The following is a 10,881-nucleotide window of genomic DNA, read 5'->3' as shown; positions in this document are numbered from 1 at the left end:
CAGTATACTAGTTTTTTTCAACACTTTCGAGTGCTTTGGTTTAGTGCGTTCAAAATTCATTTTGTTTCAAATAAAAATGACGGCTGAATTTAGTCGTCACTTAAGTTACCGTTTGGGATAGTGCCCCCATGCGGACCAAATAAAAACCTCGTCTTTACCAATTGTAAAAACAACTCGATGTTTTTGATTAAGCCGCATTGAATGTTGTCCAGAGGTTCCGGATAATTTTTCGTCATTTCGCAAGTGGGCCTCTGGTTTTCGTTTCAAAATTTCAACAATTTCATTGAAATCTGAACGCAAATTTAACTTTTCGAGCTTTGGTAAATCCTTGCTCAAAACCTTTTTATATGGCATAACTTGATATTTAATCGGCAGTTTTAGAATTTCGTTAACCGATTCAAAAATCACAATGGGTCCCCAAAAGCTGTCTCTGGGTGAGCTTTAGCATCTGCCATACGCGTGTTTACTTCATCAATGACCCCATTTTCCAATAAGGCAATATATTCCTGCATCGCATTCCAATCATCTTTGCTAACCATCACGACTGCTTCATCTGGTGAGCTGGCAATCTGAATCGTTGTGTGATTTGCAACAACGCCTCTAATTAGGTTATAAATATCTTTCCGTGCATTAGTTGGCGTAAACGTGTCCATTGCTTCAGCCATTCTCATCACCTCATTCAAAAAAATTAAGTCTTAATCGTCATGAGTATTATAGCACAGACGTACGACTATCCGTACGCTTGGTGCACCAAAAAAGGACAGCCAAAATGACTGTCCTTCAGTAAAACAACTTTAAGCATTAAATGCGTCAGTTAATTGTGGTACAACTTGCTTCTTACGTGAAACAACACCTGGTAAGCTCAAACGATTGTTTGCGAGTTTCTTACCAAAGGCTTTTTCGACTGGTTCAGTTGGAGCACCAACGACTAATAATTCAGAGTTGCTGTCCAAGATATTGGTTGCCAAGATCAAGAACAAGTCATAACCATCAGCATCGTTTTCAGCCTTAGCTGCAGCTTCTAAAGCTGCTTGACGATCAAAGACTTCTGGCAAATCAACAGTATTGATTTGGGCAACACGAACCGTTGTGCCGGCCATTTCAAATGATTTGGCATCAGCATCAATTAATTCTTTTTCACTCTTGCTAGCTAAGTTAGTACCAGCTTTAAGCATGTCTAAGCCGTAGCTTTCATAGTCAACATCAGCAATTTTAGCTAAGTCTTTAACAACGGCAACATCAGTTGGTGTCGTGGTTGGTGACTTCAATAATAAGGTGTCAGAAATAATGGCAGATAACATTAAACCAGCTAATTTAGCAGGAATTTCAACGTCATTTTCTTTGAACATCTTGTAAATAACGGTACTGCAGCAGCCAAGTGGTTCTGCACGGTAGAATAATGGCTGTGCGGTATTGAAGCCAGAGATTCGATGATGATCGACCACTGTCGAAACAGTCACATCAGCAATATCACTAACACTTTGTTGTGGTTCGTTATGATCAACCAACATGACTGAGTCAACTTCTGGTGCTGCCTTGGTAATGACCCGTGGTGCAGGTTCATTAAAGTGATCCAAAACGAATTTTGTTTCTTCGTTAGGTTCACCCAAAGCAACCGCTTCAGTATCATGACCTAATTTATTTTCTAAATATGACAATGCTTTGGCCGCCACGATAGCGTCAGTGTCAGGACTTTGGTGACCAAAAACTAGTTCTTTACTCATTAGCGAAAAACTCCTTTAGTTCTATTTTTGATTAATTTTTTGTAACCGTGAGATATAGTCTTCTTTGCGGAGATAGTTATCAAATTCATCCAAGAAATTCTTAATCCGTGGAATTTGATCCTTATCCTTCCGAAAGACAAAGTTCAGGTCAAACTTAATTGCTGGTTCAAACGAGACTGTATGCAAATTATCATCAGCCGGATTAGCAACCATAAACGAATTTGGCAAAGCCGTATTCGTTCCGGTTGCCGCAACAAACCGATAAATCTGTTGTGGTGTCGTGAAACGCGCAATTGGGGTCGGTAAATCAGCAAGCTGATTCTTATAAGACTCCTTAATCACTTGATCTAAATAATAATTTTCTGGATACATGACCCATGGTTCACTGGTCGTATCCTTGAATTTGATCCGCTTTTTCTTCGCTTGCTTGGGATCACTGGTGATGAAAAGCAAATCTTCCTGAACGATCCGTTTCGACTGATACGGTTTCCAGTTTTTAATGCTTTCATCTGGCAAATACATGACAGCCAAGTCAATCCGGTTGTTTTCCAAACGTTCCCAGATTTCTTTACGCGTCAACATGTGAAACGAAATCACCACATTTGGGTTTGCTTCGTAATACTTGATTGCGAAGTCTTCGAAGACATGGTCTTCAATTGACGCAAGTATCCCAATGTTAATGGCCCCTTGTGTCGCACTAGTCGTCTGTTGAATCTCATCAGTCGCCTTATTCAACACGTCGTAAATATTGTGGGTCGCATTTAACATCGTATAGCCAGCATCGGACAACCGTAATTTTTTCCCAACGGAATAGAATAATGGTGCCCCAACCGTGCGTTCCAACTTTTTGATTTGTTGAGTCAACGCAGGCTGTGTAATGCCTAAAATCTGAGCGGCTTGTGTATAATTCATCGTTTCAGCTAATTGCAAGAAATAGGTTAACGTTTTAGAAGAAAAAATACTTTCTTGAGTTGTTTTCATGAATTTTACCTGATCCTTTCGTCTTGTCATCATCTTATGATATCTATAATATATACAAGATTAAATTTTAAAGCAAGCGATTGTTATCGGTAAATAAACCTTAACTAATTATTAAACGGCTTTTTGATGCTAATTTCATAGTAAGCTAATGATGAAAGCCATGCAAGCGTTGTGTCACAATTTTACACTGTCAACGGCACTGGATGCACTTGAATCGTCACCGGTATCCCCTCTGTATCAGTATCTACGACAAACGAGCCATTAGAATACCGAGCACTGACAGGATGGTCATCACTCAAGATTGAATGTGATTTCAAGCGATCCGTCATCACTTCCAAAGCAACACCAGTTTGCCCAGCTGGAATCAAGACATAATCAGCGACCCGATGCGGGTTACTCTTGAGTTCACGCAATACCTGAACCCCACGACGAGCGCGACTCGTTACCGGCACATCACTGACCTTCATCTGCTTGAATGACCCACGTTGCGTAATCATCGCCAGTAAATCATTTTCACCAGCAATAGTTGCCCGCACGATCAAATCATCACGCAGATCCATCGACTTGACCCCCACAGCCTTTGCACCAACTGTTGGTACTTCGCTCAAGTCATAACGTAAACCATAGCCATGTTCAGTCACTAAGACTAGCGTCCCATCTGGCACAGTTGGCAAGTATTGCACTGTGACGACTTGCGAAGCGTCCGTCTTCAGCTTGATAAATTGACTTGCCCGGGTCTTATAAGTCCGACCTGGGGTGTAATCAGCAAAGTCAGTCTGTTTGATATAGCCATCGTTTGTCGCGACTAAGAACTTCCCAGTTGCCTTTAGGTCTTTAAAACTAAAGACCCAAGTAATGCGCTCATCAGCGGCTAAACCAATCGTTTGTGAGATATGTTCGCCAGTATCTTTCCACTTCGCGTCAGTAATCTCATAAACCGGCCGATAAATTAGATGACCCAAGTTCGTAAACATCATCAGATGGTCTAAGGTATTATTCTTGGCCAAGTAAATCGGGAAATCTTCATCTTTTAAGCCATTATCTTCAGCATCGGAAGCCGTGTATGACCGTAAACTAGTCCGCTTAATATACCCATCATGACTGATCATCACGACGACATCTTCTTGCGGCACAACGACTTCGGTATCAATTTTCAATTCTTGAACTTCAGATTGAATTTCAGTGAATCGTTTGCTTGGGTAAGCCTTTTGAATGGCCTTCAATTCCCGTCGTAAGACTTTATCCAATTCCTTAGGTTCGGCCAAAATCAGCTGATAAGTTTCAATCGCTTGGGCCAGTTCAGCGGCTTCTTTTTCAAGCTGTGTCACGTCAGTATTTGTCAGGCGATACAATTGCATCGTCACAATCGCTTCCGCTTGGATTTCAGTAAAGGCAAATTTGGCCACTAAGTTTGCCTTAGCATCCTTTTTGTCTTTGCTACCACGAATCGTCGCAATAACTTGGTCCAAAATCGACATGGCTTTGATCAACCCTTGGACGATGTGTTGACGATCAGCTGCCTTTTGTAAATTAAACTGGGTCCGACGCGTAATGACGTCACGTTGGTGTTCCAAATAAGCACTGATGATTGTCTTCAAGCCAACATGTTCAGGCCGCTGATGATAAATAGCAACCATATTGAAGTTGTAGGTAATCTGTAAATCGGTATTTTTGAACAAGTAGTTCAAAATACCTTCCGCGTTCACATCACGCTTCAATTCAACAACGATCGATAACCCTTTACGGTCACTTTCATCGCGAACTTCCGCAATCCCTTCAATCTTCTTCATGATCCGAATTTCATCCATCTTTTTAACTAACTGTGCCTTATTCACTTCATATGGGATTTCAGAAATTTCGATCTGCGACTTATTCCCTTTTAGCGGCATAATCTGAGTGCGTGAACGCACAACAATACGGCCACGACCAGTTTCATAAGCCTTCTTGATACCGTCGATTCCTTGAATGATCCCACCAGTTGGAAAGTCTGGGCCTTTGACAAAGTCCATCAAATCGGCTAATTCAGCCTTAGGATGATTCATCAAATACAGCACGGCATCAATGACTTCACCTAAATTATGCGGCGGAATCTCCGTGGCATAACCGGCTGAAATCCCGGTAGCACCATTGACTAATAAGTTCGGGAAACGGGCTGGTAAAACGGTCGGCTCATATTCGGTATCATCGAAATTTAGGACCATATCGACCGTCTTCTTGTCGATATCTTGCAGCATTTCGCCGGCAATTTTGCTTAAGCGAGCTTCGGTATACCGCATGGCCGCCGCTGGATCACCATCCATTGACCCATTGTTACCGTGCATTTCAATCAAGGGTTCGCGTAATTTCCAATCTTGACTCAGACGAACCATGGCTTCATAAATTGACGAATCACCATGTGGATGAAAATTACCCATCACGTTACCAACTGACTTCGCTGATTTCCGGAAAGCCTTGTCGTAAGTATTCCCATCTTGATTCATCGCATATAAAATCCGTCGTTGAACGGGTTTCAAGCCATCCCGAATATCGGGTAAGGCCCGTTCTTGGATAATATACTTGGAGTAACGGCCAAAGCGGTCGCCCATGACGTCTTCCAAGGTTAACTCTTGAATTTTTGGTTGTTCAACTGCCAAGTTACGACCTCCTTATTTTTTCAATTGTTGCGCCAATTCTTCGTCAGCTTTTTCGTGTGCGGAACTGAGGGCCTGATTATCAAGTAATGAGCCATCCTCGTCCAAACTGAATTGAACGTTCTTTTCAATCCATTTTCGGCGTGGCTCAACTTTATCACCCATCAATGTCGTGACCCGTTTTTCAGCGAGAGCAGCGTCATCGATCCGAACGCGGACCAAGGTCCGTTTTTCGGGATCCATGGTCGTTTCCCACAGCTGTTCAGCGTTCATTTCACCGAGACCTTTGTAACGTTGCAAGGCATAGCCTTTACCGAACGTCTTGGTCCGAAGTTCTAGTTCTTCATCAGTCCAAGCGTATTCCGTTCGCAACTGCTTCCCTTGCTTCTTCTGCAACCGATATAACGGTGGTAAGGCGATATAGATCTTACCAGCATCGATCATTGGTCGCATATATTTATAGAAGAAGGTCAACAATAGGATCTGAATATGCGCGCCATCGGTATCCGCATCGGTCATGATAATGACTTTATCGTAATTGCTGGCTTTGAGATCAAATTCAGTTCCCACACCGGCGCCAATGGTATAGATCATCGTATTGATTTCTTCATTTTTAACAATATCTTGTAATTTAGCTTTTTCAGTATTTAAAACTTTTCCCCGTAATGGCAGAATTGCTTGAAATTTCCGGTCACGGCCTTGTTTAGCCGAACCACCGGCGGAATCCCCTTCGACTAAGAAGAGCTCATTCCGTTTAGCATTCTTCGATTGTGCGGGCGTCAGCTTACCTGACAAGAGTCGTTCCTGTTTGTGCTTACGCTTACCATTACGACTCTCATCACGCGCTTTACGAGCCGCTTCACGAGCCTGACGGGCTTTCGTCGATTTACGAATCAGCATTTGGGCAAATTCACCATTTTCCATTAAGAAAAATTGTAATTGCTCACTGATCACACTATCAACGATCGTCCGTGCTTCCGGGGTCCCTAATTTTTCCTTAGTTTGACCTTCAAACTGAAGTAAATTTTCTGGAATCCGCAGTGAAATGACGGCCGACAACCCTTCACGCACATCTGAGCCTTCAAGATTTTTATCTTTTTCTTTGAGTAAACCAACCTTGCGCGCGTATTCATTGAATGCTTTCGTCCAGGCACTCCGGAAGCCGGCTTCGTGTGTCCCACCATCTGGCGTACGCACGTTGTTCACAAAGGAAAGCAAGTTTTCGGAATAGCCGTCATTGTATTGCGCGGCGACTTCAACCTCAACACCCTCTTTAGTGCCATCGAAGAACATGACATCCCCGAGTGTATCCTTATCTTCATTGAGATAAATCACAAACTCTTTGATGCCTTCTTCATAATGAAAGACTTCTTCTTGTTCCTGACCTTCGCGTTCATCGGTCAGTGTGATTTTAACACCCTTGAGTAAGAACGCAGATTCCCGTAACCGTTCCGACAACGTCTGGAAATTATAAACGGTCGTCGTAAAAATACTAGCATCAGGTTTGAACGTTAACGTGGTCCCAGTTGGTTTGTTCGTCTTGCCCTTTTTCTCGAGCGTCCCAACTGGGTGACCACCATTTTTAAATTTTTCTTGATAACGATACCCATCACGAATGATCGTCACCGTTAATTCGGTCGACAAGGCATTCACAACACTGGCACCGACCCCATGCAACCCACCGGAAGTCTTATAGCCACCTTGACCAAATTTCCCACCGGCATGTAAGACGGTCAAAATGACTTCAGGGGTTGGAATCCCCGAGGCATGCATTCCAACTGGCATCCCACGACCATGATCGACAACGGTAATACTGTTATCTGCATGGATGATCACATTGATTTCTTTACCGAAACCCGCCAAAGCTTCATCGACCGCGTTATCGACGATTTCGTAAACCAGATGGTGTAACCCGCGACCGTCCGTTGACCCAATATACATCCCAGGTCGTTTACGAACAGCTTCCAATCCTTCGAGCACTTGGATCGAAGAATCATCGTATTGTAGTCCTTTTTTAGCCATTCATGAATTGCTCCTTCGTGTTTCTGGTCATGAGTCCTGATTAACTGTCATTGTGACATTGCCGGTTTAACGGGCTTGACAACGCTAACCAAAACTATGCAGATTAAATTATAGCACAGCAATGCTTAAACTATTAGCATCTTTTTAACTTTTTATGTCCCAGAGACGAATTTTAAGCTCCGTTTCGACAAAATTTAAACTAAATTAAGCTTTTTGAGTATTACAGCTAATTAGTTAGTATCGAACATACGTTCACTACATTGTAATGACTAATCCTAGGCCTTGTCAACTGAAAGTTTTTGAGAAAAACTGACCCACCCATCCCCAAAGCATGCTAAAATATTGAATGACTCTATTGCAGGAGGCTTCAATTTTGGAAATCATACTAATGCTAATCGTCGCCTATTTATTAGGCTCGATTCCTTCGGGTGTCATTATTGGCAAGCTCTTCTTTCATACTGATATTCGTGACGCCGGGAGTGGTAACATCGGCACCACGAATACTTATCGCGTTCTCGGACCAACTGCTGGGACTGTTGTCATGGCAATGGATATCCTAAAGGGAACGTTAGCGGCGGCCCAACCAGCCATCTTCAACGTGCCTGTAAATGCCTTATTAATCGGACTAGCCGCGATTCTAGGACATACTTTCTCAATCTTTATCGGGTTTAAGGGTGGCAAAGCGGTCGCGACTAGTGCGGGAATCTTATTGGCTTACAATTGGGAATTCTTCTTAATTGCCAGTGCCATCATGTTTACCCTGGTCTATGTGACCAGCATGGTGAGTGTCGCCAGCATGACTTCTTTGACCTTGGTCAGCCTAATTGCTATTTTTTATTACCAAGACTGGATCTTATCGGTCGTCGCGGTGGTCTTGACGATTTTTATTTTTTACCGTCATCGTGCCAATATTGCGAGGATCAAAGCCGGGACCGAATCCTTGGTACACTTTGGTCTCGGTTGGCGCCGTTACCAAGCTAAACATCATTCATAAAAGCAGTCACCTTTCGGGGTGGCTATTTTTTTGCCTGTTGACTGCTACTTTGATAGGCTTGGTGTTGGATTTGAGCTTGTGTTGTTTAATGACTAGTTAAAGTAACATATTACAAAATAAGATGTTTAAACCAAGACTCATCCGTCCATACAAAAAGCGTTACTTACCAATTTGGCAAATAACGCTTTAAAACTTATTTAGAAGAACTTAACAGCATAATGTTTGTTAAACGTTTGGTTAGCAGCTAAGTGGTTGATTCCCATTTTATGACTTAATTGGCCATCATGGTCAACGTTGTCCGCAATGCCCCACCATGGTTCCAAACAAACAAATGGTGCCTCCGCGGGATATGGTGACCACATGCCAACATATGGCGCATCTTCGATCGTCATCGCCACACCACGGTCGTCTAAGTCTGAACTAAGCATCAAGGTCGTTTCCTTGTGATCTAAGCCCAGAATAACAGCGTCGTCTTTGAATAACTCCCGTGTTAATGGTAATGGCTTTGACAAGTCTAAGGAAGTTGCATTGGCTATGTCGTTATATGGTGCTTGTAATGGGATGTGTTGATACTTACCCTTTGGTGCAACCGTGAGCTGATAGTTTGCCAAAGTCCCCTCAGGCGTCGCTAAAGGCACGTTAAACGCTGGATGTCCGCCAATGGAGAACAATAATTCGTGATTAGCAGGATTGTGGACATCATAAGTAACCGTCAATTCGTGGTCAACTAACGTATAGATCAACCGTAAGCGGAATGCAAACGGATAAATTGCCCGGGTCTCACTGCTATCGGTCAACTCTAACGTCGCTTCTGTGGCAGTCTGACTAACGACTCGAAAGTCGTGGTCGCGTGCAAAGCCATGTTGGCCCATTGGGTAACTCTGGCCGGCAACGGTAAACTGATCATCCTTTAAGCGCCCAACGATTGGAAATAAAACTGGCGCATGGCGACCCCAAAATTTAGGATCAGCTTGCCACATATATTCGATACCATCCGCTGATTTAACACTACTGAGTTCTGCCCCGGCTTCGTTGATTTTGACCGTGAGATACTCATTTTTCAATTCAACTGTCATTCAACCTGACTCCTTTGTTTTTTTAGATTAAAGAATGTAACGACTAAGATCCTTGTCTTTCGCAATATTACCGATGCGTTCGTTGACATAGTTCTCAGTGATCGTCACTTCACCCATTTCCATATCTGGACCCTCATACAATAATTCTTCCAATAACTTTTCAAGGACCGTGTGCAACCGACGCGCACCAATGTTTTGCGTTTCATGGTTCACTTTATAAGCAATCCCCGCAATCGCTTCGATGGCTTCAATCGTAAAGGTAACTTTAATGTTATCAGTCCCAATTAAAGCGATGTATTGCTTAATCAACGCATTCTTAGGTTCCGTTAAGATCTTGACAAAGTCGGCCTTCGTCAAATCATCTAATTCAACCCGAATTGGAAAACGGCCTTGTAATTCAGCAATCAAATCACTAGGTTTACTCTCGGCAAATGCCCCCGAAGCAATAAACAAAATATGATCCGTATTGATGGGGCCATACTTCGTTGTAATCTGCGAGCCTTCAACGATTGGTAAAATATCCCGTTGAACCCCTTCACGTGACACCTCGCCAGAGCTTTGTTGTCCACCAGCAGTGATCTTATCGATTTCATCAATAAAGATAATCCCGGTATTTTCAGCGCGCACGATCGCATCATGGTAAATATCAGCACTATTGACGAGCTTCTCGGATTCTTCTTTGACCAAGATTTCACGTGCTTCAGACACCGGCATACTCCGCTTGATACGTTTCTTAGGCATGATTTGACCAAGGGTGTCGCCTAAATCAATACCCATTTGACCAAGCATATTGTTATTACCTTGAGCAGCTTGTTGTGGATCATCCATTTCGATAGTCACTTCGGAATCTTCCAATAAGCCATTCTTCAATTGATCGGCAACAGATAATCGGGAATTACGAATATCATCCGTGACTTCTTCATTATCGTCGGCGTTACCCGTTGGCATTTGACCAGTTTGTTGCATCTGGCTGATCATGCTCATCATGTTTTGGAAATCATTGCCATTAGACTTTGCTTGTTTCTTTTGTGCTGGTACTAACAGTTTGACCAAACGCTTATCAGCTTCTCTCACCGCTGAAGAACGCACATTTGAATAAGCTTGTTCCTTTTCCATTTCAATCGACACGTCGACAAGGTCGCGAACCATCGATTCAACGTCACGGCCAACATAACCGACTTCCGTAAACTTAGTTGCTTCAACCTTAACAAATGGCGCCTTAACGATTTTTGCCAACCGCCGGGCGATTTCAGTCTTCCCAACCCCAGTCGGTCCGATCATTAACATATTCTTGGGGGTAATTTCTTCTTGCATGTCGGCAGAAAGCTCCATCCGGCGATACCGGTTCCGCAAAGCAATTGCGACGGCTTTCTTAGCGGCATCTTGACCAATGACATAGTTATCAAGGTCAGCGACAATTTGTTTAGGGGTCTTATTAATCATTTCCATCAGCT

8 protein-coding genes are annotated in these 10,881 nt (G+C 43.0%); 1 reads left to right on the top strand and 7 read right to left on the bottom strand.

Features of this window, described 5'->3' with window-relative positions; all coding sequences use genetic code 11:
• Positions 1 to 404: 404 nt before the first annotated feature.
• From FFM70_RS09815 to parE, 5 genes are all read right to left on the bottom strand, one after another.
• The gene (locus FFM70_RS09815) at positions 405 to 665 is read right to left on the bottom strand and encodes a type II toxin-antitoxin system Phd/YefM family antitoxin (RefSeq protein ID WP_171002350.1); all 261 of its coding nucleotides are present in this window, start codon (positions 663 to 665) and stop codon (positions 405 to 407) included.
• Between the two features lie 129 nt (positions 666 to 794).
• On the bottom strand, positions 795 to 1,724 hold the full coding sequence (locus tag FFM70_RS09810) for a manganese-dependent inorganic pyrophosphatase (RefSeq protein ID WP_137616672.1): 930 nt from the start codon (positions 1,722 to 1,724) through the stop codon (positions 795 to 797).
• Positions 1,725 to 1,745: 21 nt separating this feature from the next.
• Positions 1,746 to 2,705 (bottom strand): LysR family transcriptional regulator, encoded by a 960-nt coding sequence (locus FFM70_RS09805; protein ID WP_137616671.1) that lies wholly within the window; start codon positions 2,703 to 2,705, stop codon positions 1,746 to 1,748.
• A 182-nt stretch (positions 2,706 to 2,887) separates the two neighbouring features.
• The gene (gene parC, locus FFM70_RS09800) at positions 2,888 to 5,338 is read right to left on the bottom strand and encodes a DNA topoisomerase IV subunit A (protein ID WP_137616670.1); all 2,451 of its coding nucleotides are present in this window, start codon (positions 5,336 to 5,338) and stop codon (positions 2,888 to 2,890) included.
• A gap of 12 nt (positions 5,339 to 5,350) precedes the next feature.
• On the bottom strand, positions 5,351 to 7,357 hold the full coding sequence (parE, locus tag FFM70_RS09795) for a DNA topoisomerase IV subunit B (protein ID WP_137616669.1): 2,007 nt from the start codon (positions 7,355 to 7,357) through the stop codon (positions 5,351 to 5,353).
• 373 nt (positions 7,358 to 7,730) lie between these two features.
• On the opposite strand from parE, the gene plsY reads away from it, so the two are divergent.
• The gene (gene plsY, locus FFM70_RS09790; protein ID WP_137616668.1) at positions 7,731 to 8,351 is read left to right on the top strand and encodes a glycerol-3-phosphate 1-O-acyltransferase PlsY; all 621 of its coding nucleotides are present in this window, start codon (positions 7,731 to 7,733) and stop codon (positions 8,349 to 8,351) included.
• Positions 8,352 to 8,548: 197 nt separating this feature from the next.
• Here plsY and FFM70_RS09785 read toward each other — a convergent pair whose 3' ends face one another.
• Entirely contained in the window at positions 8,549 to 9,427 is an 879-nt protein-coding gene (locus FFM70_RS09785) for an aldose 1-epimerase family protein (protein ID WP_137616667.1), read from the bottom strand.
• A gap of 27 nt (positions 9,428 to 9,454) precedes the next feature.
• Positions 9,455 to 10,876, bottom strand: coding sequence for an ATP-dependent protease ATPase subunit HslU (gene hslU, locus FFM70_RS09780; RefSeq protein ID WP_137616666.1), 1,422 nt, complete (start codon positions 10,874 to 10,876; stop codon positions 9,455 to 9,457).
• Positions 10,877 to 10,881: the final 5 nt, after the last annotated feature.

It is taken from the genome of Lactiplantibacillus nangangensis, from assembly GCF_005405065.1.
Taxonomy (GTDB): domain Bacteria; phylum Bacillota; class Bacilli; order Lactobacillales; family Lactobacillaceae; genus Lactiplantibacillus; species Lactiplantibacillus nangangensis.
Note: the sequence above shows the minus strand (reverse complement) of the source record. Positions and strands in the feature narration are given on the sequence as shown.

What these genes read in the sequence shown, in the direction of transcription:
- FFM70_RS09815 (WP_171002350.1), bottom strand. Translation starts at nt 665, where the DNA reads ATGGCTGAAGCAATGGACACGTTTACGCCAACTAATGCACGGAAAGAT.
- FFM70_RS09810 (WP_137616672.1), bottom strand. Translation starts at nt 1,724, where the DNA reads ATGAGTAAAGAACTAGTTTTTGGTCACCAAAGTCCTGACACTGACGCT.
- FFM70_RS09805 (WP_137616671.1), bottom strand. Translation starts at nt 2,705, where the DNA reads ATGAAAACAACTCAAGAAAGTATTTTTTCTTCTAAAACGTTAACCTAT.
- parE (WP_137616669.1), bottom strand. Translation starts at nt 7,357, where the DNA reads ATGGCTAAAAAAGGACTACAATACGATGATTCTTCGATCCAAGTGCTC.
- FFM70_RS09785 (WP_137616667.1), bottom strand. Translation starts at nt 9,427, where the DNA reads ATGACAGTTGAATTGAAAAATGAGTATCTCACGGTCAAAATCAACGAA.
- hslU (WP_137616666.1), bottom strand. Translation starts at nt 10,876, where the DNA reads ATGGAAATGATTAATAAGACCCCTAAACAAATTGTCGCTGACCTTGAT.